A 26,370-nucleotide genomic window follows, 5' to 3' on the forward strand; every position below is an offset into this window, starting at 1 on the left:
CACCCAGTCTCCCCGCGGCCTCCGGAGCACACCTGCCGGGGTCCGGGCCCGGATCCCGGATTCCCTGAGAGACTGGCGGGGATGAACGAGACACCGATGCGCGCCCGTGCCGTGGTCGATCTGGCCGCGCTACGGGCCAATGTGCGCGTTCTGCGGGCCCGTGCCCCCAAGGCGCAGCTGATGGCAGTGGTCAAGGCGGACGCGTACGGGCACGGGGCGGTGCCCTGCGCCCGGGCCGCGCGGCAGGCGGGCGCGGCCTGGCTCGGCACCGCCACGCCGCAGGAGGCGCTGGCCCTGCGGGCCGCGGGCGACACCGGCCGGCTGCTGTGCTGGCTGTGGACGCCGGGCGGGCCGTTCCGGGAGGCCGTCGAGGCGGACATCGACATCACGGTGAGCGGGCTGTGGGCCCTGGAGGAGGTGCTGACGGCGGTACGGGCCGCCGGGCGCCCGGCCAGGATCCAGCTCAAGATCGACACGGGGCTCGGCCGCAACGGCTGCACCCCCGGCGACTGGGAGAAGCTGGTCGCCGCGGCCCGCGAGGCGGAGGCGGCGGGCGCCGTCCGCGTCACCGGCGTCTGGTCGCACTTCGCGTGCGCGGACGAGCCGGGGCACCCGTCCATCGGCGCCCAGCTGGCCGTCTTCCGGGACGCCGTGGCGTACGCGGAGGCCCAGGGGCTGACCCCCGAGGTGCGGCACATCGCCAACTCGCCGGCCGCCCTGACCCTCCCCGAGGCCCATTTCGACCTGGTGCGGACCGGGGTCGCCGTCTACGGGATATCCCCGAGCCCGGAGCTCGGCACCTCCGGCGACTTCGGGCTGCGGCCCGTCATGACGCTGACCGCCTCCCTGGCGTCCGTGAAGCGGGTGCCGGCCGGGCACGGCGTGTCGTACGGCCACCTGTACACGACCCCGGGCGAGACGACCCTCGCGCTCGTCCCCGTCGGCTACGCGGACGGCATCCCGCGCGCCGCCTCCGGCACCGGCGAGGTGCTGGTCGGCGGGAAGCGGCGGCGGATCGCGGGCCGTGTCGCGATGGACCAGTTCGTCGTGGACCTGGGCGACGACACCGCCGAGCCCGGCGACGAGGCCGTGCTCTTCGGCCCCGGCGACCGGGGCGAGCCCGGCGCGGAGGACTGGGGGCGGGCGACCGGCACCATCGGCTACGAGGTCGTCACCCGGATCACCGGGCGGGTGCCGCGGGTGTACGTGGGAGAGGCCGACGACGCGACGGCCGCGGCCGAGGCGAGTGCACCTTCCGCGGATCCCGCGGACGGGACGGGCCCGGGAGTCTCCGCATGAGCGAGGCCGACGGCGGCATCCCGGGCGGCGTCCGTCCGGGCCGGGGCGGCTCCTCCGGCTGGCTGCGCGGCGCGGGCGTCGCCGGGGCCGCCGTGGGCGTCCTGGCCGCCGGCGCGGCGGCGGGCGTCGCCGTGGAGCGGCTGACGGTCGGCCGCGGCGTGCGCCGCAAGGCGCGGCTGGCCCTGGACGCGACGGGCCCCTACGGGACGCTGCGGGGGACACCGGGGACGGCGGTCGCGGACGACGGGACCGAGCTGTACTACGAGGTCGAGGAGGCGGATTCCCCGGCCGGCTCCGGCCGCCCGCCCGTCACCGTCGTCTTCAGCCACGGCTACTGCCTCAACCAGGACTCCTGGCACTTCCAGCGCGCCGCCCTGCGCGGCGCCGTCCGCGCCGTCTACTGGGACCAGCGCAGCCACGGCCGCTCCGAGCGCGGCCGCGCGCAGCGCGAGGACGGCGGGACGGTCTCCATCGACCTGCTGGGCCGCGACCTCAAGGCGGTCATCGAGGCGGCGGCCCCTGAGGGGCCGCTGGTGCTGGTGGGGCACTCGATGGGCGGCATGACCCAGATGGCGCTGGCCGCCCAGTATCCCGGACTGATCGGGGAACGGGTGCTCGGCGCCGCCTTCGTCGGCACGTCCTCCGGCCGGCTCGCCGAGGTGACCTTCGGTCTCCCGGCCCTCGGCATGAACGTGGTGCGCCGCGTCCTGCCGGGCGCCTTCCGGCTGATGAGCACGCAGACGGACCTGATCGAGAAGGGCCGCCGGGCCGGCGCCGACCTGCTCGCCGGGGTCTACCGGCGGTACTCGTTCGGCTCCCGGGACGTCGACCCCGCGGTCGCCCGGTTCGCCGAGCGGCTGCTGGAGGCCACGCCGGTCGACGTCGTCGCCGAGTTCTACCCGGCCTTCGCCGAGCACGACAAGACGGCGGCACTCGACGTCTTCCGCGACCTGCCGGTGCTGGTCCTCGCCGGGGAGAAGGACCTGATCACCCCGGCCGGGCACAGCGAGGCCATGGCCGCGGCCCTGCCGGACGCCGAGCTGGTGATCGTCCCCGGCGCCGGGCACCTGGTGATGCTGGAGGAGCCCGCGACGGTCGACGCGCGGCTGGCCGGCCTGCTGGAGGCCGCGGGCGCGGGCGACGGCCTGCGGGAGGACGCGGCGGGGGCGCGGCGGGAGCGCTGAGCGGGCGTGGCGGGAGCGCTAGTGGGGCGGGAGCGTCCGCCGGGACGACGTGCCGCGCTCCGGCCCCGCCCGCCCGCACCCCGTACCATCGGGCGGTATGAACGCCCCGCTCGACTCCTCCGCCGTGCCCGGCACGGCCGCCGCGCAGCTCACCGTCAGGACGTCCGAGGACATGCGGGAACTGGGCCGCAGACTCGCCGGGCTGCTGCGCGCCGGTGACCTCGTGCTGCTCTCGGGCGAGCTGGGCGCGGGCAAGACGACGCTGACGCGCGGGCTCGGCGAGGGGCTGGGCGTCCGGGGCGCCGTCACCTCCCCGACCTTTGTGATCGCCCGGGTCCACCCGTCCCTGGTCTCCGGCCCTGCCCTGGTCCACGTCGACGCCTACCGGCTGTCCGGCGGCCTCGACGAGATGGAGGACCTGGACCTCGACGTCTCGCTGCCGGAGTCGGTGACGGTCGTGGAGTGGGGCGACGGCAAGGTCGAGGACCTGTCGGAGGACCGGTTGCGCGTGGTCATCGAGCGGGCCGTGGGCGCGGAGGCGGCCGCTCCGGGGAGCGACGAGGACGCGGACGACGTCCGGACCGTGACGGTGAGCGGCGTCGGCGAGCGCTGGCGCGGGGCGGATCTGTCCTCGCTCGTCTGAACCCGGGTAGCGCCTTCGGCAGGTCGCCGGCGCGTTCTCGCACGCCCTGGAACCGGAATCTTCCACTCCAGAAGCACGTCAAGCCGAGGCGGGCGAAAAGTAACCGACAGGGCGTCGGGAAGATGTTGCGCTGTTGCCGCCGGGCGTGGTGACATGGAGGAGAGACACGGTTAGGCATGCCTGACCTTGACCGGCTGCCCGAGGAGGCATATATGTCGGCCCAAGAGCCCCGCGCAGCCGTGGATCCCCGCTCCGCCGCCGACGAGCGCACCCCCTCGATGCGCGATCTGCTGGCCGCCTGTGCCGCCGCCGACGCGGTGTCCAGGCCGCCGCGGGCGCCGGCGCCCGAACCCGTGCCGGAGGCGGACGACGAGGAGGAGCAGGACAGCCCGGACCGCCGGGCCGCGGCCTGACGCGACACTCGCCGCGCCGCCCAGAAGAAGCGCCCGGCGAAGCGCCCCGCTACGGAACGACGACCACCTTCGTGCCCTTGGGCGCGAACTCCCACATGGCCAGCCCGTCGGCCGGCTTCTCGCGGACACCGCCCGTCTTCTTCGTCGGGTCCGGCTGCGGGGGAGAACCGTCCACGGCAGCGCTGAAGCCGAAGACGACGCCGTTCGCGTCCCTGAGGAAACGCACGATGTGCTCCAGACGCACGCCGTCCGATCCCGGGCCGTTGAGATCGCGCGAGGTCACCGCGTACGTCCCCGGCTGCGGGTTCACCGTGCTGGGCGTGACCTCGAAAGAACGGACGCCCTTGGCGTCCGCGGGCACCAGCCACACGCGCTTCTGGCCCACCGAGTAGACGACCCGCTTGCCCGTGCCCGAGCCGTCCGGAACCGCCGGGGGAGCGTCCTTCCGCTGACCGCCCTTGCCCTTGTCGTCCTTGCCGGAGCCCTTGGCGTCCCCGGGCGTCGCGGAGGCGGAGGCGGACGAGCGGTGCACGCGGTGGGGCGCGGCCGACGCCTCGTAGGCGAGGTAACCCACCACGGCCAGTGCCGCCGCGGTGAGCCCGGTCACGAACACCCCGGAGCTGCTGCGTGCCACCCTGCGCACCCTTTCGTCCCCCGTACGGCCATGCGGCGTACGGTCATCCGCCCCGACCGTAGCACCCGGGCGCACTACCGCCGCGCCCCCCGAGGGCCCCGTGCCGGGACCGTGCGGGCACCGGCGGCACCGCGGCGCGCCGTAGGCTTGGCACTGTGCTGCTGCTCGCTCTTGATACCGCCACGCCCGCCGTCACCGTAGCCCTCCACGACGGGGACTCCGTCGTCGCCGAGTCCAGCCAGGTGGACGCGCGCCGGCACGGGGAGCTCCTGCTGCCGGCCGTGGACCGGGTGCTCGGCGCGGCGGGCCGTACGCCGGACGAGCTGACCGGCATCGTCGTCGGCGTCGGCCCCGGCCCGTACACCGGCCTGCGCGTCGGCATCGTCACGGCCCTGACCTTCGGCGCCGCGCTCTCCGTCCCCGTGCACGGCCTGTGCACGCTGGACGGCATCGCCTACGCCGCCGGGCGGGCCGGACTGACCGGCGAGTTCGTGGTGGCCACGGACGCCCGCCGCAAGGAGGTCTACTGGGCGCGCTACGCCGACGCCCGGACGCGCGTCACCGAGCCGGCCGTCGACCGGCCCGCCGAGCTGACCGAGCCGCTCGCCGGGCTGACGGCCGTGGGTGCGGGCGCCGTCCAGTACGCCGACGCCTTCACGGACGTACGGGCCGACCTGCCGCAGCACCAGTCCGCGGCGGCGCTGGCCTCCCTCGCCGCGGAGAAGCTCCGCACGGACGGTCCCGACGCGGGGTTCCTGCCCGTCCAGCCGCTGTACCTGCGCCGTCCGGACGCCCAGGTCCCGGCCAACTACAAGGTGGTCACACCCAAGTGAGCGCTCTCGAGCCTCCTGAGCCTTCCGGGCCTCCCGAGCCCAGCGCCGGGAAGACGCGCATCCGCGAGATGCGCTGGTGGGACATCCCGGCCGTGCTGGAGCTGGAGCGCGCGCTCTTCCCGCAGGACGCCTGGTCCAAGGGGCTGTTCTGGTCGGAGCTGGCGCACGCGCGGGGCGCGAACGCCAACCGGCGCTACCTCGTCGCCCAGGACGACACCGACCGCGTCGTCGGCTACGCCGGCCTCGCCGCCGTCGACGGCACCGGTGACGTCCAGACGATCGCCGTCGCCTTCGACCACTGGAGCACCGGCCTCGGCTCCCGGCTCCTCGGCGAACTCCTCGCCGCCGCCACCGCCTTCGAGTGCCGCGAGGTGCTGCTGGAGGTCCGCGTCGACAACACCCGCGCCCAGCGCCTGTACGAGCGCTTCGGCTTCGAGCCCGTCGGCATCCGGCGCGGCTACTACCAGCCGGGCAATGTGGACGCCCTGGTGATGCGCCTCCCCGATCCGATCAACACTGTGCAAGGAATGGCTCATGGCTCCGCTGGCTGACGAACCCCTCGTCCTCGGCATCGAGACCTCGTGCGACGAGACGGGCGTCGGTGTCGTCCGGGGCCACACCCTGCTCGCCGACGCGGTCGCCTCCAGCGTGGACGAGCACGCGCGCTTCGGCGGCGTCGTCCCCGAGGTCGCCTCCAGGGCCCACCTGGAGGCCATGGTCCCGACCATCCAACGGGCCCTGAAGGAGGCCGGCGTCAGCGCCAAGGACCTCGACGGCATCGCGGTCACGGCAGGACCGGGCCTCGCGGGCGCCCTCCTGGTCGGCGTCTCGGCGGCCAAGGCGTACGCGTACGCGCTGGGCAAGCCGCTGTACGGCGTCAACCACCTCGCCTCCCACATCTGCGTCGACCAGCTCGAACACGGCGCCCTGCCCGAGCCGACCATGGCCCTCCTGGTCTCCGGCGGCCACTCCTCCCTGCTCCTCGCCCCCGACATCACCTCCGACGTCCGCCCCCTGGGCTCGACCATCGACGACGCGGCGGGCGAGGCGTTCGACAAGGTCGCGCGCGTCCTGCACCTCGGCTTCCCCGGCGGCCCGGTCATCGACCGCTACGCCCGCGAGGGCGACCCCACCGCCATAAAGTTCCCCCGCGGCCTCACCGGTCCCCGCGACCCCCTCTACGACTTCTCCTTCTCCGGCCTCAAGACAGCGGTCGCCCGCTGGATCGAGGCCAAGCGGGCGGCCGGCGAGACGGTGCCGGTGGCGGACGTCGCGGCCTCCTTCCAGGAGGCGGTCGTCGACGTCCTCACCCGCAAGGCCGTCCGCGCCTGCAAGGACCACGGCGTCGACCACCTGATGATCGGCGGCGGCGTCGCCGCCAACACCCGCCTCCGCGCCATGGCCGAACGCCGCTGCGAGGACGCCGGCATCACCCTCCGCGTCCCCCGCCCCAAGCTCTGCACCGACAACGGCGCCATGGTCGCCGCCCTCGGCGCCGAAATGGTCGCCCGCGGGCGCTCCGCGTCGTCGTGGGACCTGCCGGCGGACTCGTCACTTCCGGTGACGGAGACGCATGTGCCGGGGCATGGCCATGGGCATTCCCACTCGCACGATCATGGGCATGGCCACGACCACGACCATGTGCACGAGCTGAGCAAGCAGAACCTGTACGACGTGTAGCCCGCCTGCGGCGGGTTCCCTTCCCGCTCACGGCAGAGGAAAGGGGCCCGCTCCTCCGGTACGCAGGCCGCCGGCTAGGCCGTATCGTGCGGCGCGTCCCTCCCGCTGAGCACTGCCTCGACGAAGTCGTCGGGGGGGAGGTAGCCGTGGTCCGTCACGTAGTGGAGGACAAGGTCGGGAGCGATGAACCAGGTGCCGTCGGCGGACACCACCCTCAGCTCCGCGGTGCCGAGCAGCAGTGTCTGCTCCCCGGCCACGACCGTCACGGGTGAGCTGGTGCCCGGCGCATCATGGGGGAGCGCGCAGGCGTGCCAGCCCCGTGTCCTCGCGTGCGGAGCCTGTAGGCACAGGCGGCTCAGGGCTTCGACGAAGCCTTCCGGAGGCGTTCCCCGTGGGAACTCCCTTCCCGTGTCGAGCCAACCGATGTTGAGCGCCGTGACGACGTCCGGCACAGTCCCGGGCAGGTACACGTACGGTGAGCGGTCTTCGTAGTAAGTCACGTTTCTCCTAGACCACGCTTCTGCATGCTGCCCAGTGCACACGTCCCATGTTCGGTCTGAGCAGCTCCGAGAGATAGGTCTCCTGGGTGACCGTCAGGGTCCGCGGGCTGCCTTCGATCGTGAGCCCCGTCGGTGGGAAGAGAGAGTAGTCGGGCAGGCGTTCCCCAGGCCTGTATACCTCCAGGGGCCGGGCTTTGCCGAGCTCGATGTCGTTGCCCAGCGCGTCCGAAATGGAATCCCCATGCCGGCCGTACATGGCCACAGCCGTCCCTTCTGGAACGGTGACAGGGGTTCCGTCGCCGGCGTTGATGCCTCCATGGCCACTTAACACCAGCTCGTGATCTCGTCGTCCAAGTGTCCTGACGTCCTGAGTTGTGCCGGACGAACCGGTGACGAAGTCCGGAGCGCTGCGCTCGGCTCCCGCGCGTTCACAGGGAGACAGGCCCCAAGGGTCTGCGCCGTCAAGGGGATTGGGGACATACGCCACCGGATTCGGCCCCGGTGCCAGCCCCAGCGGATCCGGCGACACATACCGCGCCGTCTCCGGGTCGTAATGCCGGTGGACGTTGTAGTGCAGCCCAGACTCCGGGTCGAAGTACTGGCCCGGGAAGCGGAGAGGGGTGTAGGCGGTGCTGTCGGTCGCCCAGGTAGTGGTTCCCCAGAGGGTGGAGCGGGTGTGCCAGGCCGTGGTGCCGGATTCGTCGACGAGTTCGGTGGGGGTGCCGATGAGGTCGGTGACGACGGCGAAGAAGCGGTGGTCGATTTCGGACTGGGGGGTGGCGGGGGAGAGGCGTTCGGTCTGGGTGAGGGGGTGGAGGCCCTTGTGGTCCCAGGTGAGGGTGACGGGGTGGGGCAGGGCGGGGGAGTGGGTGGTCTGCTCGGCGAGGGTGGGGCCGTCCCAGGTGAAGGTGGTTTCCTCGGCGACCTCGCCGGACGGGGTGAGGCGTTGTTTGGCGGTGCGGCGGCCCAGGGGGTCGTAGAGGTAGCGCCACCGGGTGCCGTCGGGGGTGGTCACCCCGGTCAGGCGGTCCTCGGCGTCCCATGCGTAGCGCCAGACGTCCGGGCCCCGGGAGAGCCGCTTCCTGCGGCGGACGACGACGCGGCCGGCGGCGTCGTGCTCGTAGGTGACGGAGCCGGCGCGGCGGACGCGGGTGCCGGTGTACGTGCGGGGGCCGCGGGCCTCCGCGCCGGGGTGGTCGTCGGGCCAGTGGGCCTCGGTCTGGTTTCCCGCCGCGTCGTACGCGTACCGCTCGCCCCGGCCGGCGGCGTGGACGGCGGTGACGCGGCCGGCCGTGTCCAGGTCGAAGGTGCGCGGGCCGCCGGGGGTGTCCGTGATGCCGGTGAGGTGGCCGTCGGGGCGGTAGGCGTAGGCGCGGTGCAGGAGTGTGGCGGGCTCCGGGGCGGCGGCGGTGAGGGTCTGGGCGAGCAGGCGGCCGGCCGGGTCCCAGGCGTGGGCGAGGGTGACGTCGGCGCCGAAGCGGCGGGCGGTCTCGCGGCCGGCCGCGTCGTGGTCGAGGGCGAGGGTGTGCCCGGAGGCGGTCAGGGACGCCGGGCGGCCCGCCGCGTCGTACGACCAGCTGCTCACCGCGCCGGCCGGCGTCGTCCTGTCCGTCCGCCGGCCCGCCGGGTCGTACGCCGACCGGAGGGTGCGGCCGTTCACCGTCTCGCCGAGCGTGCGTCCCACCGCGTCGCGCTCGAACGTCACGGTCGCGTCCGGGCCCGCGGCCGTCAGCAGCCGGTCCGCCGCGTCGTAGGTGTAGACGGTGACCCGGCCCGCGGCGTCCTGGGCGACGGTCCGGCCGAGCAGGTCGTGGGTGTAGGTGATGTGCTCGCCGAGGCCGTTGGTGCGGGAGACGAGCCGGCCGGCCGCGTCGTACGCGTAGCCGAGCGTGCGTCCGTCGAAGTCCGTCTCCGCGACGAGGCGGCCGGCCGCGTCGTGGTCGTACGTCCAGGTCAGGCCCTGCGGGTTGGTGACCCGGCGCAGACGGAGGGCGGTGTCCCAGGTGAGTTCGTGGCGCGTGCCGTCGGGGTCGGTGCGGCTCGCCGGGCGGTCGAAGGGGGTGTACGTCCACCGCGTCACCCCGCCGAGCGGGTCGGTGTGGGCGACGCAGTTGCCCTCGCCGTCGTACTCCCAGCCCTCCCGCGCGCCGTCCGGCGCGGTGCGGGAGGCGAGGCGGCCCTCGACGGTCCAGGCGAGGCGGGTCGTCGCGCCGAGCGGATCGGTGACGGCGGTGACGCGGCCGAAGGCGTCGCGCGTGTACCGGGTGACGGCCCCCAGCGGGTCGGTGATCTCCGTCGGCAGGCCGGCGGCGTCGCACCGGACGCGGGTGGTGTGGCCGAGGGGATCGGTGACGGACGTGAGGTGGCCCGCCGCGTCGTACGCGTACGAGGTCATGGCTCCCGTGGGGTCGGTGAGCCGGACGAGGTTGCCGTGCGCGTCGTACTCCTGCCGCCAAACCGTGCCGTCCGGCTGGGTGACCGTCTCCGGCAGCCCGGGCGCCCCGTACCGCGCGGTCAGTTCGCTCCCGTCCGGGCGGGCGGCCCCGACGAGGTCGCCGGCCGTGTCGTAACGGAAGGAGGTCGTCCGGCCCAGCGGATCCGTCCGGGACAGGAGACGGTCGTGGCGGTCCCACGCCGAACGGGTCACGCTCCCCGTGGGGCCGGTCTCCTCGACGACCCGGAACGCGCCGTCGACCAGGTAGCGCGTGGTCGCGCCGAGGGGGTTGGTGGCCGTCGTGAGACGCAGCCCCGTGCCGGGATCGGGGTCCCCGTAGGCGAACGTGAACTCCATGTGCCCCTCGGCGCCCGCCTGGTGGACGCAGCGGTCGTGGGCGTCGTAGGCGAACGCGTAGCGGTGGCCGTTGCGGTCGGTCCACGAGGTGACGCGGCCGCGGTCGTCGTAGGTGTGACGGAGCGGCAGTCCGGACGAGTTGACGATCCCGGTGAGGTCACCGTCGGTGTAGTCGTAGCGGACGAGTTCCACGTCGCCCAGGTGCAGGGCCGTGATGCGGCCGCCGTGAACGGAGACGCGGACGCGGTAGCCGCCGTCATGGGTGATGGCGGTGGGGGTGCCGTCCGCCGAGTGGTCGAAGGTGATGCCGTTGCCGTTGCGGTCCGAGAGGCGGCGGAGCAGGGCGAGACCGGCGCCGAAGCGGGTGAAGTGCCAGGTGCGGCCGGTGCGCGGGTCGGAGACGACGTACTCGTCCCCGTCCCGCCGTTCCTCCAGCGGCCACCGGGGTCCTTCGACGGGCAGCGAGCGGCCGCCCGGACCGGGACGGGGGTAGTCGAGCAGCATGCCGTCGTCGAGGACGAGGACGATGCCCGCGGCGTCGATCTCCAGGCGCTGGTCCGCCGTGCTCGCCCAGGAGGGGCCGAACCACCGGCCCGCCCGGTAGCCGGACTCCGTCCTGCGCCGGAAGAGGAGGGGCGGCGAGCCGGGTAAGGAGACGTCGGTCTGGCCGAGCACCATGCGACCCGTCGCCATGTCCACGGGGTCGCCGTCGACGCGGCGGGCCGTCTCCGGGCGTGAGTGGTGACGCGGGTGCTCCGCCGTGTGGGCGCGGGCGGCACCGGTGGGCCGGGTGCCGGACCGGCCGCCGTCGCGGGCCGGCGCGACGGCCGGCCGGTCGCCGCCGCGGCGGAAGGTGTCGCGGATGTGCCGGTCCTGCTTCTTCTGGGCCCTGCCCGCTTCGGCCAGCCCCTTCCCGACGTCGTCCAGGTGCTTTTTGAGCTCGCCGTGCGCCGTCCCGAGGGACCGCATCGCCTTCTCGACGGCCTCCTCGATGGCCCTGGCGAGGGAGCCGCCGCCCCGTGTCCGGTTGAAGTGGTGGCGGGTCGTGCCGAGGTGCCGGCCGCCCTTCTCGCCGAGGTGACGGGAGTGGTCGTGGACGCTGCCGGTGAAGGTGTTGTGCTCGTGCTCGTCGAAGACCAGGTCACCGTTCCCGCCGCCACCCCCGCCGCCCGCGCCCGCCAGGACGAGCCCCCTGCCGTCGGCTCCGCCGGCCCCCTGGGCGCTCGCCGGGCGCAGGTGCTGCCGGCCCGCCTGGGCGGTCTGCTCCAGGTCCACGCCGTTCTGCGCGCCGAGGCCGTCGGAGACCACCTGGACGACGAGGTCCGTGGCCATCGCGTCCAGGGACGCGAACACCGGTCCCGTGACCACGGACAGCACTTCCTGCGCGGCGGCCTCCGCGGCTTCCTTCAGCAGGCGCTTCACCACCGTGCGCGTGGTGGCCACCCCGGCGACCGCGCCCAGCTCGGAGAGGCCGAGCGTGAACGGCGCCGCCGCCTGCGCCGCGGCCACCTCGGCCGCCAGGATGCCCAGTTGCACGACGGCCGCGCCCTTGGCGCCGGCCACGACCACCGCCGCCGCGTCCAGTCCTCCGGCCAGCAGCCGGCCGCCCTCGGCGAGGTTGTGCAGGTGCTTGCCGTTGAGCTTGCGGACGTGGGCGTCGATCGCCTCGGTCATCTGACCGCGGTTGGTCGACAGAAGCCGGTTGAGCGCCACTTGGGCGTTGCCGCGGCCGGTGTCCACGTCGTCGGCGAAGCCGCGTAAGGACCTGGCCATGTCGCGGTAGTCGTCCTCGTCGACGTTCGGCCAGCTGACGCCGATCAGGTCGAGGACGAAGGCCAGCTTGTCGGGCAGGACGACACCCATCCCTGAAACCCCCTACGGACGCAGGAAACTCTGCTGTACCGGGCGAGCGGAACGACTCTAGACAGCGGTCCGTTGCCCATCAACGGGGCTTTCAAGGGAAGGTGTTGACCCCAAGGGGGAGCCGTGCCGGTCAGGCCGGCCCCGGCCCCGCCGGATCGTCCTGGTGGTCCGCGTGGACGTAGCTCTCGGGGAGGAGGTCCGTGACCGGGACGGCGCGCAGTTCGTCGCCGCCGCCGACGATCACGTCGATGCCGGGGTAGTAGTCGAGGAGCACCTGGCGGCAGCGGCCGCACGGGGGGACGACGCCGCGGCCGCGGTCGCCCACGGCGACGATCGCCGTCAGGGAGCGGGCCCCCTGCGCCGCCGCGGCGCCCATGACGACCAGTTCGGCGCACGGGCCGCCGGTGAAGTGGTAGACGTTCAGGCCCGTGACGACACGGCCGTCGTCCGTGCGGGCCGCGGCGGCCATGGTGTGGTCCTCGCCGAAGGTGTGGGTCCGGGCGACGTGGGCGGCCGCCTCGACGAGTTCGTGGTCCACGGGGCGGGACGGGCGGGGGGTCATCTCCGTGGTGCCTCCTCTCTCTCCGGTCGGGGCCCGGCCGGGCCCCCGTGGGGCCCAGTGTGGAGGGGGGACGGACCGGATGTCGTCCCGATTTATCCTGGGTCCCGGGCGGAGGAACGTTCCCGTCCGCACGACGGGAAGTACGGGAGGGGGCCACCATGGGATGGATCTGGTGGGCAGTGATCTTCGGCGGTCCGCTGGCGGGCGTCGTGGGCGCGGTCGGCGGGAATGTGCGAGCGGGGCTGCGCACGCGGCACGAGCGCAAGCTCGAACTGATGGAGGCCAAGCACAAGCAGCGCGCGGAGCTGGAGGCGGCCGACAAGCCGCCGACGCCTGTGTGCGGCTGTGGGCATCACCTGGCGAAACACGACAAGCAGGGCAAATGCCATGAGTCGGTCGAGTCCGCCGTCGCCTGGGACGCGGACAAGAAGCCGGTCGCGTACGAGCGGGAGCGCTGCAACTGCCAGCAGTACGTGGGGCCCCAGCCGTTGACGACGTTCTACGCGGAGGAGCTCACGGAGCTCGGGTGAGCTCTCCGGCGTGGCGTCAGGGGCGCAGGGCGGAGGTATCCAGCACGGGATAGGGGTCGGGAAGGGGGAGCCTCATGCCGAGGTCCACCTCGACCTTGGTGGCGTAGCGGGACTTGACCGGGTTTTCGTCCTGAACGGGGTCCGAGAAGGCGAACGCCTTCCGCCGCAGACGGTGGATCAGCACGTAGACGGGGACGCCCACTGCCGCGTAGCTGCGGTACTTGGGGCCGGTGTCCGACTCGTGATTGCTGGACGTGATCTCTCCGGCGAGGGTGACCAGATCGATGGAGTACCAGCCCCTGTGATCCTTCCGGTACTCCTCGTCGGTGTCGGTCGGCTTACGGCTCAGAACGGCGAAATCGGGGATGATCAGATCGCGCAGTCCGTCCTCCTTGAGGCGGGTGGTGTAACCGTCCCCGATGCCGGCCAAGGTCAGCCCGGCGGAGTGCAGCTGCATCGCCAGGAGGAAAGCACCGAAATTGTGCTGGCGATCACTAGGCGGAACCAAGGTTGCCGTCCCCTCGATGAACTCGGCGCGCAGAACGTGGCCCGCGGCCTCGTCCAACGCGGCCAACATGTCGATGGGGTCCTGCTCCTGCGGCGTGTTCACCGGCTCGGTGATGGGATCGGCGGTCATCGCTGTCCTCCCTTGTCGCTCATGCCAGGCTACGCCTGGACCGGATGCCCCAGCAGCATCATCGGGGCGCCCGCCACCCGCGTAAGGACGATCACACAAGAGTTCACACCTTCGAGTTTGAGCTTCTTGCGCAGTTCCTCCGGCTCCACCGCCGAGCCCCGCTTCTTGATGACGGCCACGCCGATGCGGCGTTCACGGACGAGGGCCTTGAGCTTCTTGAGGTTGAAGGGGAGGACGTCGGTGATCTCGTAGGCGGAGGCGTACGGGGTGGGCCGGAGCTCGTCGGAGGTGATGTAGGCGATCGTCGGGTCGATCAGGCCGCCGGAGAGGGCGTCGGCGACGTCGGCGACGAGGTGGGCGCGGATCATCGCGCCGTCCGGTTCGTAGAGGTAGCGGCCCACGGGGCGGACCGCGGGGTCGGGGAGGCCGGTGCCGGTCAGGGCGGCGCCGGACGGGAGGAGGGTCGCGCGGCGGGCGCCCGGGGTGGTGCCGAACCAGAGGACGGCCTCCTTCACATCACCGCCGTCCGAGATCCACTCCGCCTCGGCGTCCTCGGGGATCGCCTCGTGCGGGACGCCCGGAGCGATCTTCAGGGCCGCGTGCGGGGCCGTGCGGGCCGCCTCGGTGGCCCAGGAGAGGGGCGGGGAGTACGCCTCGGGGTCGAAGATCCGGCCGCGGCCCGATCGCCGCGCCGGGTCGACGAAGACCGCGTCGTACCCGGAGGTGTCGACCTCGGTCACATCCGCGCGGCGCACCTCGATCAGGTCCGACAGGCCCAGGGCCGCCGCGTTGGCCTCGGCCACCGCGCAGGTCAGCGGGTCACGGTCCACGGCGAGGACGGAGACGCCGGCCCGGGCCAGGGCGATGGCGTCGCCGCCGATGCCGCAGCAGAGGTCGGCCAGGCGGCGCACGCCGAGGTCCGCGAAGCGGCGGGCGCGGTGGGTGGCGACGGAGGCGCGGGTGGCCTGTTCGACGCCGTTGGGCGTGAAGTACATGCGGTACGCGTCCTCGGTACCGAACTTCGCCGCCGCGCGCTGCCGCAGCCGCGCCTGGCCGAGGGCGGCGGAGACCAGCTCGGCGGGGTGGTCGCGCCGCAGCCGGGTCGCGACGGCCAGCTCCCGCGCCGGGTCGTGGTCGCGCAGCTCCTCCAGGAGCCGGCGGCCCTCGTCGGTGAGGAGGGCGGCGAAGCTGTCGACGGCGGCGGTGGGGCCGTCGGCGGTGGACTGGGCGTTCGGGGCGGGCACGTTCCCATTCTCGTGCACCGCGCGCCCGTCCCTCCGCTCTCCCCCTCCGGGCCACTCGAACGAATGAACAAGAATCGTTCGCGTGACCCCGTCTGGAACCGGCCGAACCCGCGCCCGCCTCGCCCTCGCCCCGCTCTGCGCCGTCGCCCTCCTGCTCTCCGGATGCTCGTCCGGACCGGACGGAAAGGACGGATCCGGCCGGCCGGAGAGCGCCACCGGTAAGAGCGGGAGCGCCGCGCCCTCCCGTCCCGGCACCCCCACGCCCACCGCCGACGCCACCGCGTACCGCCGCTGGGGGCTCGACAAGCCGCTCGCCGCACCTCCGGCCCCGCCCGCCGCACGGCTCACGCGGGACCACAAGGGCGGGGTGCCGCGGATCATCCGCCGGGTGCCGACCAAGGACAAGGTCGTCTTCCTGACCTTCGACGACGGCGCCGAGAAGGACCCGGCGTTCCTGAGGATGGCCAAGGACCTCAAGCTGCCGTTCAGCATGTTCCTGACGGACAGCGCCGCGCGCGCCGGGCGCGGCTACGGCTACTTCGAGCGGTTGAGCGCCCTCGGCAACGGCGTGCACAACCACACGCTCACCCACCCCAATCTGCGCACCCTCTCCGCCGAGGCGCAGAAGCGGGAGATCTGCGGGCAGCAGGAGACGCTGAGGAAGCGGTTCGGCAAGCGGCCGGAGCTGTTCCGTCCGCCGTACGGCAACTACAACGACGCCACCCTGGCGGCGGCCGGCTCCTGCGGGGTGAAGGCCGTCGTGCTGTGGCAGGCCACGATGCAGATCAATGACATGAGGTACGCCGAAGCGGGGAAGCTTCGTCCCGGCGACATCGTCCTCGCGCACTTCCGCGGCCCGGCCGAGCTCAAGGGGACCACCATGACGCGGATGGTCACCAACATGGTGCGCAGCATCCAGCGCCAGGGGTACACCGTGGCGCGGCTGGAGGACTACGTCTGACCGGCTCCCACCGGGCTCCCGCGAGGGCTCCCACCGGGGGTGCGACGCGCCCGGTGGCACCCGGCGCGCGTCGGCAGATTGGCACTCCGCTTGACCGAGTGCTAAGCGCGTCATAGTCTCGGCTCCGTTGGCACTCTCCAGTCGGGAGTGCCAAACGCAGCGACGGGCAGGTCCGGCACCCGCGACGACGGATCCACCTGGTCGCCACCTCAGACAATTGACCCCGTGAGATCTCCGAAGGGGGAGGTCGGATCGTGACGACCGCCAGCTCCAAGGTTGCCATCAAGCCGCTCGAGGACCGCATTGTGGTCCAGCCGCTCGACGCCGAGCAGACCACGGCCTCTGGCCTGGTCATCCCGGACACCGCGAAGGAGAAGCCCCAGGAGGGCTCCGTCCTCGCCGTGGGCCCGGGCCGCTTCGAGAACGGCGAGCGCCTGCCGCTCGACGTCAAGGTCGGCGACGTCGTGCTCTACAGCAAGTACGGCGGCACCGAGGTGAAGTACAACGGCGACGAGTACCTCGTCCTCTCGGCTCGCGACGTCCTCGCGATCATCGAGAAGTAATTCACCCCGAAGCTTTCGAATTTTCGAGGCTTTCTGTTCTGTGCCCCTGGTTCCCGCGTCCAACAACCGGGCGCCGGGGGCGCAGTTCGTTCGAGAGACACGGCGAAGGATACGTAACCCATGGCGAAGACCCTGAAGTTCGACGAGGACGCCCGTCGCGCCCTTGAGCGCGGCGTCAACAAGCTTGCCGACACGGTCAAGGTGACGATCGGCCCCAAGGGCCGCAACGTCGTCATCGACAAGAAGTTCGGCGCCCCCACCATCACCAACGACGGCGTCACCATCGCGCGCGAGGTCGAGCTGGAGGACGCGTACGAGAACCTGGGCGCCCAGCTCGTCAAGGAGGTGGCGACCAAGACCAACGACATCGCGGGTGACGGCACCACCACCGCGACCGTCCTGGCCCAGGCGCTGGTCCGCGAGGGTCTGCGCAACGTCGCCGCCGGTGCCTCCCCGGCCGCCCTGAAGAAGGGCATCGACGCCGCGGTCAAGGCCGTCTCCGACGAGCTGCTCGCGACCTCCCGCCCGATCGACTCCAAGGCCGACATCGCCGCCGTGGCCGCGCTGTCCGCCCAGGACAAGCAGGTCGGCGAGCTCATCGCCGAGGCCATGGACAAGGTCGGCAAGGACGGTGTCATCACCGTCGAGGAGTCCAACACCTTCGGCCTGGAGCTCGACTTCACCGAGGGCATGGCCTTCGACAAGGGCTACCTCTCGCCCTACATGGTCACCGACCAGGAGCGTATGGAGGCCGTCCTCGACGACCCGTACATCCTGATCCACCAGGGCAAGATCGCGGCCATCGCCGACCTGCTCCCGCTGCTGGAGAAGATCATCCAGGCCGGTGGCTCCAAGCCGCTGCTGATCATCGCCGAGGACGTCGAGGGCGAGGCGCTCTCCACCCTCGTCGTCAACAAGATCCGCGGCACGTTCAACGCCGTGGCCGTCAAGGCCCCCGGCTTCGGCGACCGCCGCAAGGCGATGCTGGGCGACATGGCCACCCTCACCGGTGCCACCGTCATCGCCGAGGAGGTCGGCCTCAAGCTCGACCAGGTCGGCCTGGACGTGCTCGGCTCCGCCCGCCGTGTGACCATCACCAAGGACGACACCACCATCGTCGACGGTGGCGGCAACTCGGACGAGGTCGCCGGCCGCGTGGCCCAGATCAAGGCCGAGATCGAGTCCACGGACTCCGACTGGGACCGCGAGAAGCTCCAGGAGCGCCTCGCCAAGCTCGCCGGCGGCGTGTGCGTCATCCGCGTGGGCGCGGCCACCGAGGTCGAGCTCAAGGAGAAGAAGCACCGTCTGGAGGACGCCATCTCCGCGACCCGCGCCGCGGTCGAGGAGGGCATCGTCTCCGGCGGTGGCTCCGCCCTGGTCCACGCCGTCAAGGTGCTGGACGACAACCTGGGCAAGACCGGCGACGAGGCCACCGGTGTCGCGGTCGTCCGCCGCGCCGCCGTCGAGCCGCTGCGCTGGATCGCCGAGAACGCCGGCCTGGAGGGCTACGTCATCACCTCCAAGGTCGCCGAGCTCGACAAGGGCCAGGGCTTCAACGCCGCCACCGGTGAGTACGGCGACCTGGTGAAGGCCGGCGTCATCGACCCGGTCAAGGTCACCCGCTCCGCCCTGGAGAACGCCGCCTCCATCGCCTCCCTGCTGCTCACGACCGAGACCCTGGTCGTCGAGAAGAAGGAAGAGGAGCCCGCCGAGGCCGGCCACGGCCACGGCCACGCGCACTGAGCTTCATCCTGAAGCAACGGCTTCACCCCGAAGCCGCGGAGGCCCGGCATCCCCGTCCGCGGGGATGCCGGGCCTCCGGCGTACGCGCGTCAGTTGATGCCGTACTCAGTTGGTGCCGTACTTGCGGCCCGTCGTGGACGACACCCGGGACAGCGCGCTCCGCGGCACCAGCTTCGACAACCCGGTCAGCGCCTTGTACCGGGGGTCCGGCACCGACAGCGACTTGCCCCGCGCCAGGTCCTTCAGCGCCGCGTCGACGAGCCGGTCCGCGTCCAGCCACATCCACCCCGGGATGTTGTCCGTCCCCATCCCGGCCCGCTCGTGGAACTCCGTCCTGACGAACCCCGGGCACAGCGCCATCAGCCGCACCCCGCTGCCCGCCAGGTCCCGCGCCGCGCCCTGGGTGAACTGCACCACCCACGCCTTGCTCGCCCCGTAGGTGCCGCGCGGCACGAACGCGGCGACGGACGCGACGTTGACCACCCCGCCGCGCCGCCGCTCCCGCATCCCGCGGGCGGCCGCCATGGTGAGCCGCAGCACCGCCTCGCAGTGCACCTTGAGCATGGTCAGCTCGTCCTGGACGGTGACCTCCAGGAAGCGGTCCTTGTTGCCGAACCCGGCATTGTTGACCAGCAGATCGACGGGGTGCCTGCGGTCGGAGAGCCGGGCCTCGACGGCCGCGATGCCCTCCTCGGTCGACAGGTCGGCCCGGAGCACCTCCACCTCCACCCGGTGCCGGTCGTGGAGTTCGGTGGCCTGTTCGTCCAGCCGCTTCTCGTCGCGGGCCACGAGCACCAGGTGGTGACCCTCGGCGGCCAGCCGTCGCGCGAAGGCCGCGCCGATGCCGGCCGTCGCTCCCGTGATCAATGCAGTCGTCATACCGGAACGTTAATGTCCGGCGGAACCGCGCCGCGGCTCGCTCCCGTCAGGACGGGACGTCCTCGGCGGGCCGCAGCGACTCCGCGTACCGCTCGGCCCTGCGCCGGACTTCGGGGTGCAGTCCCTCGCCGGCCGCCAGAACGCGGGGCAGCAGCGGCCGTTCGGTGGTCTGCGCGCGGAAGGCGAAGGAGACGCTCACCTCGTGCCCGGGCCGGTGGACGACGGTGACGGGATCACCCGCACGGACCTCTCCCGGTTCGAGCACCCGAAGGTACGCGCCGGGGGCGGCGTCCTGGGTGAACCGCCGGATCCAGCCCGCCTCGCCCAGCCAGTCGGCGAACGTCCGGCAGGGGACGCGCGGCGAGGTGACCTCCAGCAGCAGCCGGTCGCCGATCCGCCAGCGCTCCCCGATCCGGGCATCGCTCACGTCCAGCCCGGACGTGGTGAGGTTCTCGCCGAACGAGCCCGCGGGCAGCGCCCGGCCCAGCTCCCGCTCCCAGCGGTCGAGGTCCTCCCGGGCGAAGGCGTACACCGCCTGGTCGTTCCCGCCGTGGTGCTTCAACGTCACGATGGTGTCGCCGGCGAGGCCGCTGCCCGCCTCGCCCTTGGGCCCGGGCGCGGCCACCGCCACCGGACCCGCCACGGGGCGCTTGTCGATGCCGGTGGCGAGACCGGCCGCGAAGGTGCCGCCCTCGGCGGGCCGGTCGGCGGCGGTCCGGTCCCGGCCGACGTTCACGGAGAGGATGCGCATCGGACGAGGGTAGGCGGGTGGCCAAGGAAGGAGGGATTCCGCTTTTCCCGTGCTCTTCCCGCCGAGGACCGCAGCTCAAAGCATCTCGGTCGTATTTCCGCTCCGCCCCAAGCGGGCCTTATGCTTTCTCTATGATCGAGGCCCGTCATCTGAGAGTGCTGCGCGCCGTGGCCACCACCGGCTCGTTCTCGGCCGCCGCCCGTGAGCTGGGCTGCACCCAGCCCGCCGTCAGCCAGCAGATGAAGGCCCTGGAACAGTCCGCGGGCACCCCGCTGCTCGTCCGCGCGGGCCGGGAGATGCGGCTCACCGAGGCCGGCCGGGCGCTCGTCCGGCACGCCGCCGGCATCCTCGCCGGGCTCACCGCGGCCGAGGAGGAGATCGCCGCGATCGCCGGACTGCGCGCCGGCCGGGTCCGGCTCGTCTCCTTCCCCAGCGGCAGCTCGACCCTGGTGCCCACCGCCCTCGCCGGGATGCGGGCCGCCCACCCCGGCATCCAGATCTCCCTCGTCGAGGCCGAGCCGCCGCGCTCGGTGGAGATGCTGCGCGCCGGCGACTGCGAGATCGCGCTGGCCTTCCGCTACCCCGAGGTGCGCGGCTCGGGACCGGCCGCCGGCGGGGCGGCGGCGGACCCCGACGGCGCGTGGGGGAAGGACGACCTCGTCGTCCGGCCGCTGCTCACCGACCGGCTCGTCGGCGTGGTCCCCGAGGGGCACCCGCTGGCCGGGGCGGAGAAGATCGGCATCGACGAGTTCGCGGACGAGCCGTGGATCGCCGGCTGTCCGCGCTGCCGCCGGCACCTGGTGGAGGTGTGCGAGAACGCGGGCTTCACCCCGCGGATCGACTTCGCCACCGACGACTACCCGGCGGTGTTCGGCCTGGTCGGAGCGGGTCTTGGGGTCGCCGTGATGCCGGAGCTCGCCGTCGAGTCGGTACGGCACCGGGGCGCCAGGACCGTACCGGTCGAGCCGGCGGTGCAGCGGGAGGTCGTGGCCCTGACCCTGCCGGACCTGGCCCGGGTGCCGGCCGTCGCGGAGATGCTGGACCGGCTGGCCGCGGCCGCACGGCGCTGAGCGGTACGGCCCCGCATCGCTTTTCGGCCCGTGCTCAGGCGCGGATCGGGGCTCAGGCGCTCATCGGGCTCGGGCTGGAGGCCGAGATCGGCCGGTGCCGGGCCCGGCCCATGAGCTCCTCGCGCTCGTCCTCGGTGAGTCCGCCCCACACGCCGTAGGGCTCCCGGACCGCCAGCGCGTGCGCCGCGCACTCCGCGCGCACCGGGCAGCGCATGCACACCTCTTTCGCCGAGGTCTCGCGTGCGCTGCGGGCCGCGCCGCGCTCGCCCTCCGGGTGGAAGAACAGCGAGCTGTCGACGCCGCGGCAGGCGGCCAGCAGCTGCCAGTCCCACAGATCGGCGTTGGGGCCGGGGAGCCGGGAGAAATCTGCCATTGCTAGTCCCCTCGGAACGAATCGAAGCGAAATCGATGCGACGGTCGGAGTGGAGCTGGTCCTGCTTCCCTATGAGCAGATGAAAATATGACTCATTGCGAATCTAGCCACAGTTGCAGACGAATGGGAAGAAAAACGACTCCAAGCGGGCAAATGGGGCACTACTCGAACGATCTGACGAGCGCCCCCTGTGCGCCCTGCTCCGTATTCGGGCCCTCACGTAGAGTGCCGAACATGGCCGACCAAGCCCGTAACTCTTTCGGGTGACCGTCGTTGAGAGTGCGGAGGCGGTTGGCGAATGCAGCGGTCGGGCAGGTGTCCGAGATGGTCCGCGACGGTCTGCTCACGCAGGTGTCTCGCCAATCGCGCAGGTGACGATCAGTACCAGCCTGGAGGCTCAAGGTGACGCGCATCAGCTGCGGAGGACGGCCATGACATCCGTCCTCGTCTGCGACGACTCCCCGCTTGCCCGAGAGGCGCTCCGTCGTGCGGTGGCGACCGTGCCCGGCGTCGAGCGCGTGACGACGGCGGCCAACGGCGAGGAAGTCCTCCGCCGCTGGGGCGCCGATCGTTCGGACCTCATTCTGATGGACGTACGCATGCCCGGTCTGGGCGGCGTCGAGACCGTGCGCCGGCTGCTGTCCGCCGACCCCGGGGCCCGCATCATCATGCTCACGGTCGCCGAGGACCTGGACGGGGTCGCGCTCGCGGTCGCCGCCGGGGCCCGCGGCTATCTGCACAAGGACGCGTCGCGCGCCGAGCTGCGGGCGACGGTGACCCAGGCGCTCGCCGACCCGACCTGGCGGCTCGCCCCCCGCAGGCTGCGCTCGGCCGAGATGGGCGCGGCGCCCACCCTCACCGCCCGGGAGATCCAGGTGCTGGAGGGCATGAGCCACGGCCGGTCCAACGCCGAGATCGGCCGCGAGCTCTTCCTCTCCGAGGACACCGTGAAGACCCACGCGCGGCGGCTGTTCAAGAAGCTGGGCGCCTCGGACCGGGCGCACGCCGTGGCCCTCGGGTTCCGCTGGGGCCTGGTCCGCTAGCAGCCGGCGGGCGCGTGGCGCTGCGCGGTCGCGGTGTGCGGCCCCCGTTCGCGGCGACGCCGGCCGTGCCGTCGACGGTGCCGGCCCTCGCCGGACGTCATCGGCAGGGCCGCCCGCAACGGCCGGGGCGGCGCCGGGTGACGCGCACGGCGACCCCGCAGCGCGACGCCCGGCGCCGAAACTCCGACGGATGCCGCATCCTTGAGGTGTGACTCCTCCCCGGCAGAGGCCGACCCTTCTCGCTCGGCCAGAAGAGACCTCATGACGGGCAGGCACAGCTTGTTGTCGTCCGGCACGGAGCCGGACGGCACGGGCTCAAGCTATCGGTGGAGTCGTGGGCGCGGGGCGGGTATACCCGGAAGGGGGCGACGCGAGACGTGAGTGCGAGGACACCGACGCGTAACGGTTCGACGCACAACTATGAAGGCGGTGCCGTGGATCGTCGGACGCCGAGGCACCATGGACCGATGCGTGACGACGAGACCCCGGGGCGGCTCCTTGCCGCGGACCCTGCCACGGGTCCCGCCGCCGGCCCGGCCGAAGTGCCCGCCGCGGCCCCGGCCGTCGGCGCACCCGCGGGCCCGCCCTCGGGTGTGACGCCGGGTGCGGCGGGGCCCGGCGAGATCGGCGCCCTCGTCACCCGCGCCGTCGAGGGCGACCGGCGCGCCACCCACGACCTGCTCGCCCTGGTGCACCCGTTGGCGCTGCGCTACTGCCGCACCCGGCTGTCGCGGCTGCCGGGGGGCGCCCGGCACTTCGTGGACGACCTCGCGCAGGAGGTCTGCCTCGCGGTGCTCTGCGCCCTGCCCCGCTACCGGGACACCGGGCGGCCCTTCGAGGCGTTCGTCGTGGCCATCGCCGCGCACAAGGTCGCCGACCTCCAGCGGGCCGCCATGCGTCACCCGGGGAGCACGGCCGTGCCCTCCGACGAGATGCCGGAGCAGCCCGACGACTCCCTCGGGCCGGAGGAGCGGGCGCTGCTCAGCAGCGACGCCGAGTGGGCCAAGAAGCTCCTCGCCAACCTCCCGGAGAACCAGCGCGAGCTGGTCCTGCTCCGGGTCGCCGTCGGGCTGACCGCCGAGGAGACCGGACAGATGCTGGGCATGTCGCCCGGCGCGGTCCGGGTCGCCCAGCACCGGGCGCTCAGCAGACTGCGGGCGCTCGCGGAGCAGTGACGGGCGTTCCCAAGGGGCCGGTGGCTCGTGGGAACCTCCAAGTGATGCGATCCTCACCGATCGTGGAATGGGACACCTTCGACGGCCGTTAGCATGGGAGTCCTCGCTGAGGCAAGGGGGTTCCGGGGCCCGCGGCGGCAGCCGCCGGTGGTGACGGCCCCGGGAGAACTCTGTATTTGGGAAGGTGTCATGACTGACCACGCCGACGGAATGCCCGCGAAGTTCGCGATGCTCGGTCTGACCTATGACGACGTCCTGCTGCTGCCGGGCGCGTCCGAGGTGCTGCCGAACGCGGTCGACACCTCCTCCCGCGTCTCGCGCAACGTCCGGGTGAACATTCCGCTGCTGTCCGCCGCCATGGACAAGGTCACCGAGGCCCGGATGGCCATCGCCATGGCCCGCCAGGGCGGTGCGGGCGTGCTGCACCGCAACCTGTCCGTCGAGGACCAGGCCAACCAGGTCGACCTCGTCAAGCGCTCCGAGTCGGGCATGGTGTCCGACCCGATCACCGTCCGCCCCGACGCCACGCTCGCCGAGGCGGACGCGCTGTGCGCCCGGTTCCGGATCAGCGGTGTGCCGGTCACCGACCCGGCCGGCAAGCTGCTCGGCATCGTCACCAACCGCGACATGGCCTTCGAGCTGGACCGCAGCCGTGCCGTCCGCGAGGTCATGACGCCGATGCCGCTGGTCACCGGCAAGGTGGGCATCTCCGGCGAGGACGCCATGCAGCTGCTCCGCCGCCACAAGATCGAGAAGCTGCCGCTGGTCGACGACGCCGGTGTGCTCAAGGGCCTCATCACGGTCAAGGACTTCGTCAAGGCCGAGCAGTACCCCAACGCCGCCAAGGACGCCGAGGGCCGGCTGGTCGTCGGCGCCGCGGTCGGCGTCGGCGCCGAGGCGTACGAGCGGGCCCAGGCCCTGGTCGAGGCCGGTGCCGACTTCCTCGTCGTGGACAGCGCCCACGGCCACAGCCGTGGCATCCTCGACATGATCGCCAAGGTGAAGTCCAACATCGACGTGGATGTCGTCGGCGGCAACGTCGCGACCCGCGACGGCGCCCAGGCGCTGATCGACGCCGGTGTGGACGGCGTCAAGGTCGGCGTCGGCCCCGGCTCCATCTGCACCACCCGCGTGGTCGCCGGCATCGGCGTCCCGCAGGTCACCGCGATCTACGAGGCCGCGCGGGCGTGCCACGCGGCGGGCGTCCCGCTGATCGGCGACGGCGGCCTCCAGTACTCCGGCGACATCGCCAAGGCGATCGCGGCCGGTGCCGACACGGTGATGCTCGGCTCGCTGCTCGCCGGCTGCGAGGAGTCGCCGGGCGAGATGGTCTTCATCAACGGCAAGCAGTTCAAGTCCTACCGGGGCATGGGCTCGCTCGGCGCGATGCAGTCGCGCGGCCAGGCCCGCTCCTTCTCCAAGGACCGCTACTTCCAGGACAACGTCCTCTCCGAGGACAAGCTGGTGCCCGAGGGCATCGAGGGCCAGGTGCCCTACCGCGGCCCGCTGGCGTCGGTGGCCCACCAGCTGATCGGTGGTCTCCGGGCGTCCATGGGCTATGTGGGATCCGCCAATGTGCAGGAGCTCAAGGACAAGGGCACGTTCGTGCGGATCACGGCGGCGGGTCTGAAGGAGAGCCACCCGCACGACATCCAGATGACGGTCGAGGCGCCGAACTACAACCGGCGCTGAGGCGGTGGGGGGCGGGGTGGGGTGCTCCCCACCCCGCCCCTTCCCGTTTCTCGCGGGGGCCGCGCCCCCGCACCCCGCGCTGTCCTCGACGCCGGACGGGCCGAGGTGTCCGCGTCGGTGATACTGGAGTGCGGCAGACGTAGAAGGAAAGGCCACAGACGTGACTGAGATCGAGATCGGGCGCGGCAAGCGCGGGCGCCGGGCGTACGCGTTCGACGACATCGCCGTCGTCCCCAGCCGGCGCACCCGTGACCCGAAGGAGGTCTCGATCGCCTGGCAGATCGACGCCTACCGTTTCGAGCTGCCGTTCCTGGCCGCGCCGATGGACTCGGTCGTCTCGCCCGAGACCGCCATCCGCATCGGTGAGCTGGGCGGCCTCGGCGTCCTCAACCTCGAGGGCCTCTGGACCCGCTACGAGGACCCGGAGCCGCTGCTCGCCGAGATCGCCGAGCTGGACGAGCACGCGGCGACCAAGCGCCTGCAGGAGATCTACGCCGCTCCGATCAAGGAGGAGCTGATCGGGCAGCGCATCAAGGAGGTCCGCGACTCCGGTGTCGTGACCGCCGCCGCGCTCTCCCCGCAGCGCACCGCGCAGTTCTCCAAGGCCGTCGTCGACGCGGGCGTGGACATCTTCGTCATCCGCGGCACGACCGTCTCCGCCGAGCACGTCTCCGGCGCCGCCGAGCCGCTGAACCTCAAGCAGTTCATCTACGAGCTCGACGTCCCGGTGATCGTCGGCGGCTGCGCCACGTACACCGCCGCCCTGCACCTGATGCGCACCGGCGCGGCCGGCGTCCTCGTCGGCTTTGGCGGCGGCGCCGCGCACACCACCCGTAACGTGCTGGGCATCCAGGTCCCGATGGCGACCGCGGTCGCCGATGTGGCCGCCGCCCGCCGGGACTACATGGACGAGTCCGGCGGCCGCTACGTGCACGTGATCGCCGACGGCGGCGTGGGCTGGTCCGGCGACCTGCCGAAGGCCATCGCCTGCGGCGCGGACGCCGTGATGATGGGCTCCCCGCTCGCCCGCGCCACCGACGCGCCGGGCCGCGGCCACCACTGGGGCATGGAGGCCGTCCACGAGGACGTGCCGCGCGGCAAGCGCATGAACCTGGGCGCGGTCGGCACCACCGAGGAGATCCTCCTCGGCCCCTCGAACACCCCTGACGGGTCGATGAACTTCTTCGGCGCGCTGCGCCGGGCGATGGCGACCACGGGCTACAGCGAGCTCAAGGAGTTCCAGCGGGTCGAGGTGACGGTCGCGCCGTCGCAGCACGACAACCGCTGACGTTCCGTCGGACGTGGGC

Annotated in this window: 25 protein-coding genes; 16 read left to right on the forward strand and 9 right to left on the reverse strand. The window is 72.7% G+C overall.

Annotation, left to right across the window (positions count from 1 at the left end):
• The first annotated feature begins 81 nt into the window (after window positions 1–81).
• From alr to HN013_RS24515, 4 genes are all read left to right on the forward strand, one after another.
• Window positions 82–1,299: an alanine racemase gene (alr, locus tag HN013_RS24500; RefSeq protein ID WP_249375343.1), complete on the forward strand. Its 1,218-nt coding sequence runs from the start codon at window positions 82–84 to the stop codon at window positions 1,297–1,299.
• On the forward strand, window positions 1,296–2,483 hold the full coding sequence (locus HN013_RS24505) for an alpha/beta fold hydrolase (protein ID WP_171169771.1): 1,188 nt from the start codon (window positions 1,296–1,298) through the stop codon (window positions 2,481–2,483). Before alr ends, HN013_RS24505 begins: the two co-directional genes overlap by 4 nt.
• Window positions 2,484–2,580: 97 nt before the next feature.
• The gene (tsaE, locus tag HN013_RS24510) at window positions 2,581–3,126 is read left to right on the forward strand and encodes a tRNA (adenosine(37)-N6)-threonylcarbamoyltransferase complex ATPase subunit type 1 TsaE (RefSeq protein ID WP_171169779.1); all 546 of its coding nucleotides are present in this window, start codon (window positions 2,581–2,583) and stop codon (window positions 3,124–3,126) included.
• A gap of 176 nt (window positions 3,127–3,302) precedes the next feature.
• Window positions 3,303–3,539, forward strand: a complete 237-nt coding sequence (locus HN013_RS24515; protein WP_249375345.1) for a hypothetical protein — start codon at window positions 3,303–3,305, stop codon at window positions 3,537–3,539.
• Between the two features lie 49 nt (window positions 3,540–3,588).
• Here HN013_RS24515 and HN013_RS24520 read toward each other — a convergent pair whose 3' ends face one another.
• Window positions 3,589–4,173, reverse strand: coding sequence for a hypothetical protein (locus HN013_RS24520; protein WP_171169782.1), 585 nt, complete (start codon window positions 4,171–4,173; stop codon window positions 3,589–3,591).
• 155 nt (window positions 4,174–4,328) lie between these two features.
• On the opposite strand from HN013_RS24520, the gene tsaB reads away from it, so the two are divergent.
• The 3 genes from tsaB (at window position 4,329) to tsaD (ending at window position 6,686) form a co-directional block, all read left to right on the forward strand.
• Window positions 4,329–5,006: a tRNA (adenosine(37)-N6)-threonylcarbamoyltransferase complex dimerization subunit type 1 TsaB gene (gene tsaB / locus HN013_RS24525; RefSeq protein ID WP_171169792.1), complete on the forward strand. Its 678-nt coding sequence runs from the start codon at window positions 4,329–4,331 to the stop codon at window positions 5,004–5,006.
• Between the two features lie 68 nt (window positions 5,007–5,074).
• On the forward strand, window positions 5,075–5,557 hold the full coding sequence (gene rimI / locus HN013_RS24530; RefSeq protein WP_171169852.1) for a ribosomal protein S18-alanine N-acetyltransferase: 483 nt from the start codon (window positions 5,075–5,077) through the stop codon (window positions 5,555–5,557).
• Complete coding sequence (tsaD, locus tag HN013_RS24535; protein WP_171169800.1) at window positions 5,541–6,686, forward strand: tRNA (adenosine(37)-N6)-threonylcarbamoyltransferase complex transferase subunit TsaD; 1,146 nt, start codon at window positions 5,541–5,543, stop codon at window positions 6,684–6,686. The genes rimI and tsaD overlap by 17 nt, the downstream gene beginning before the upstream one ends.
• Before the next feature lie 74 nt (window positions 6,687–6,760).
• On the opposite strand, the gene HN013_RS33235 is transcribed toward tsaD, so the two are convergent.
• From HN013_RS33235 to HN013_RS24550, 3 genes are all read right to left on the reverse strand, one after another.
• Complete coding sequence (locus HN013_RS33235) at window positions 6,761–6,952, reverse strand: hypothetical protein (RefSeq protein ID WP_249375347.1); 192 nt, start codon at window positions 6,950–6,952, stop codon at window positions 6,761–6,763.
• A gap of 241 nt (window positions 6,953–7,193) precedes the next feature.
• Window positions 7,194–11,840, reverse strand: a complete 4,647-nt coding sequence (locus HN013_RS24545) for a putative adhesin (RefSeq protein ID WP_249375349.1) — start codon at window positions 11,838–11,840, stop codon at window positions 7,194–7,196.
• A gap of 130 nt (window positions 11,841–11,970) precedes the next feature.
• Window positions 11,971–12,402 (reverse strand): cytidine deaminase, encoded by a 432-nt coding sequence (locus HN013_RS24550; RefSeq protein ID WP_171169804.1) that lies wholly within the window; start codon window positions 12,400–12,402, stop codon window positions 11,971–11,973.
• A 158-nt stretch (window positions 12,403–12,560) separates the two neighbouring features.
• On the opposite strand from HN013_RS24550, the gene HN013_RS24555 reads away from it, so the two are divergent.
• Window positions 12,561–12,932: a hypothetical protein gene (locus HN013_RS24555; RefSeq protein WP_171169806.1), complete on the forward strand. Its 372-nt coding sequence runs from the start codon at window positions 12,561–12,563 to the stop codon at window positions 12,930–12,932.
• 16 nt (window positions 12,933–12,948) lie between these two features.
• On the opposite strand, the gene HN013_RS24560 is transcribed toward HN013_RS24555, so the two are convergent.
• Both HN013_RS24560 and HN013_RS24565 read right to left on the reverse strand, forming a co-directional pair.
• Window positions 12,949–13,569 (reverse strand): Uma2 family endonuclease, encoded by a 621-nt coding sequence (locus tag HN013_RS24560; protein ID WP_171169809.1) that lies wholly within the window; start codon window positions 13,567–13,569, stop codon window positions 12,949–12,951.
• Between the two features lie 29 nt (window positions 13,570–13,598).
• Window positions 13,599–14,813 carry a THUMP-like domain-containing protein gene (locus HN013_RS24565; protein WP_171169811.1) on the reverse strand — a complete coding sequence of 405 codons (1,215 nt, stop codon included), beginning with the start codon at window positions 14,811–14,813 and terminating at the stop codon, window positions 13,599–13,601.
• Between the two features lie 82 nt (window positions 14,814–14,895).
• Here HN013_RS24565 and HN013_RS24570 point away from each other — a divergent pair, with 82 nt between their 5' ends.
• The 3 genes from HN013_RS24570 (at window position 14,896) to groL (ending at window position 18,080) form a co-directional block, all read left to right on the forward strand.
• Window positions 14,896–15,774, forward strand: a complete 879-nt coding sequence (locus HN013_RS24570; protein WP_171169812.1) for a polysaccharide deacetylase family protein — start codon at window positions 14,896–14,898, stop codon at window positions 15,772–15,774.
• Between the two features lie 254 nt (window positions 15,775–16,028).
• Window positions 16,029–16,337 (forward strand): co-chaperone GroES, encoded by a 309-nt coding sequence (gene groES, locus HN013_RS24575; RefSeq protein ID WP_171169814.1) that lies wholly within the window; start codon window positions 16,029–16,031, stop codon window positions 16,335–16,337.
• A 120-nt stretch (window positions 16,338–16,457) separates the two neighbouring features.
• Window positions 16,458–18,080, forward strand: a complete 1,623-nt coding sequence (groL, locus tag HN013_RS24580; RefSeq protein WP_171169816.1) for a chaperonin GroEL — start codon at window positions 16,458–16,460, stop codon at window positions 18,078–18,080.
• Window positions 18,081–18,185: 105 nt separating this feature from the next.
• On the opposite strand, the gene HN013_RS24585 is transcribed toward groL, so the two are convergent.
• Window positions 18,186–18,959, reverse strand: coding sequence for an SDR family oxidoreductase (locus HN013_RS24585; protein ID WP_171169818.1), 774 nt, complete (start codon window positions 18,957–18,959; stop codon window positions 18,186–18,188).
• 46 nt (window positions 18,960–19,005) lie between these two features.
• Window positions 19,006–19,710 carry an MOSC domain-containing protein gene (locus HN013_RS24590; RefSeq protein WP_171169820.1) on the reverse strand — a complete coding sequence of 235 codons (705 nt, stop codon included), beginning with the start codon at window positions 19,708–19,710 and terminating at the stop codon, window positions 19,006–19,008.
• A 131-nt stretch (window positions 19,711–19,841) separates the two neighbouring features.
• On the opposite strand from HN013_RS24590, the gene HN013_RS24595 reads away from it, so the two are divergent.
• Window positions 19,842–20,780 carry a LysR family transcriptional regulator gene (locus HN013_RS24595; protein ID WP_171169822.1) on the forward strand — a complete coding sequence of 313 codons (939 nt, stop codon included), beginning with the start codon at window positions 19,842–19,844 and terminating at the stop codon, window positions 20,778–20,780.
• A gap of 52 nt (window positions 20,781–20,832) precedes the next feature.
• Here HN013_RS24595 and HN013_RS24600 read toward each other — a convergent pair whose 3' ends face one another.
• Window positions 20,833–21,153, reverse strand: coding sequence for a WhiB family transcriptional regulator (locus tag HN013_RS24600; protein WP_171169824.1), 321 nt, complete (start codon window positions 21,151–21,153; stop codon window positions 20,833–20,835).
• Between the two features lie 431 nt (window positions 21,154–21,584).
• Between HN013_RS24600 and HN013_RS24605 the strand changes: the two genes are divergently transcribed.
• From HN013_RS24605 to HN013_RS24620, 4 genes are all read left to right on the forward strand, one after another.
• On the forward strand, window positions 21,585–22,196 hold the full coding sequence (locus HN013_RS24605; RefSeq protein ID WP_003948568.1) for a response regulator transcription factor: 612 nt from the start codon (window positions 21,585–21,587) through the stop codon (window positions 22,194–22,196).
• 467 nt (window positions 22,197–22,663) lie between these two features.
• Entirely contained in the window at window positions 22,664–23,371 is a 708-nt protein-coding gene (locus HN013_RS24610) for a sigma-70 family RNA polymerase sigma factor (protein ID WP_212764757.1), read from the forward strand.
• 189 nt (window positions 23,372–23,560) lie between these two features.
• On the forward strand, window positions 23,561–25,063 hold the full coding sequence (gene guaB, locus HN013_RS24615; RefSeq protein ID WP_171169826.1) for an IMP dehydrogenase: 1,503 nt from the start codon (window positions 23,561–23,563) through the stop codon (window positions 25,061–25,063).
• Window positions 25,064–25,223: 160 nt separating this feature from the next.
• A complete protein-coding gene (locus tag HN013_RS24620) occupies window positions 25,224–26,351 on the forward strand; it encodes a GuaB3 family IMP dehydrogenase-related protein (RefSeq protein ID WP_171169828.1) in 1,128 nt (375 codons plus the stop codon).
• Window positions 26,352–26,370 lie beyond the last annotated feature (19 nt).

The organism is Streptomyces sp. I05A-00742, assembly GCF_013055795.1.
GTDB lineage: Bacteria > Actinomycetota > Actinomycetes > Streptomycetales > Streptomycetaceae > Streptomyces.